General features: G+C 66.6%; 1 protein-coding gene. It reads left to right on the top strand.

Features of this window, described 5'->3' with window-relative positions; translation table 11 throughout:
* The first annotated feature begins 100 nt into the window (after positions 1-100).
* On the top strand, positions 101-1,192 hold the full coding sequence (locus tag LPU43_RS00025) for an IS630 family transposase (RefSeq protein ID WP_229397535.1): 1,092 nt from the start codon (positions 101-103) through the stop codon (positions 1,190-1,192).
* The last annotated feature ends 11 nt before the right edge of the window (positions 1,193-1,203 follow it).

Below are 1,203 nucleotides of genomic sequence, written 5' to 3'. Positions count from 1 at the left end.
TAGTGCCTCGTCTTGGAACGTTGATCGTGTAATCCGCTGGTTCTGGGGATCTATCGGGCAGGCTGTCTCCCAGCGATTCGACCTTGGGAGGTGGTGGCTGGTGGGTAGACGGCCGGAGGTGTTCGTCCGGCAGGTGTCGATGGCCGAGGGGCAGCGGTTGCAGCGGATCACCAGGACGGCGAAGGATCCGGTGAAGCTGCGTCGGGCGATCGTGGTGCTGATGTCCGCCCAAGGGCAGCCGGCCCCCGATATCGCCCACCTGCTGAAGGTGACCGAGGACTACGTGCGGGACGTGATCCACGCGTTCAACGAGCGGGGGTTCGACGCACTCGACCCAAAATGGAGCGGGGGCGCACCGAGACGGATCGATGAGCAGACCCGTGACTGGATCTGCGTCATCGCCCGGTGCGACCCCCGCTTACTCGGCCGACCGTTCTCCTGCTGGTCCCTGACCAAGCTGCGGGACTACCTGATCGACGCCGGCTACGTCACGACGGTCAGCGTCGAGACGATCCGCCGTGTCCTGCACGAACGAGGCGTGTCCTGGCAGGCCACCAAGACGTGGAAGGCCAGCACCGACCCGGACTTCACCACGAAGATGCGCCGGATCCTCGACCTCTACGACCACCCGCCCGCCGACGGGAGGGTGATCTGCGTGGACGAGTTCGGGCCGTTGAACCTGCAACCCCGACCCGGCCGCGCCTGGCGGCCCCAGGGCCAGCCGGTGCGACTACGGGCCACCTACACCCGTGACCAGGGCGTGCGGCACATGATCGCCGCCCTCGACCTGGCCACCGGACGCCTGCACTACCGCATCCGTGACCGCAAACGCTGGCGCGAGTTCCTCGGCTTCCTCAAGACCCTGCGCCGCCGCTGGCCGACCGAGAAGCTGTACCTGATCTGCGACAACTTCTCCCCACACAAGCACCCCGAAGTCCGCGCCTGGTGCGCCACCAACCGGGTCGACCTCGTCTTCCTGCCGACCTACGCGTCCTGGCTCAACTGGATCGAGGCCGAGTTCGCCGCCGTCAGGTACTTCGCGCTCAACGGCACCGACCACCGCAGTCACGCCGAGCAGGACGCCACGATCGGCGCGTACATCCGCTGGCGCAACCAGCACGCCCGACCGAAATCCGGGTTCGCGATCAACTCCAAGATCCGCCACCCGGATTACCCGTTCAAGGCTGCATGACGAGGCACTAG

This window comes from Micromonospora okii (assembly GCF_020884795.1).
Taxonomy (GTDB): domain Bacteria; phylum Actinomycetota; class Actinomycetes; order Mycobacteriales; family Micromonosporaceae; genus Micromonospora; species Micromonospora okii.
The sequence above is the reverse complement of the archived record's forward strand: the minus strand, read 5'-3'. Positions and strand labels throughout refer to the sequence as shown.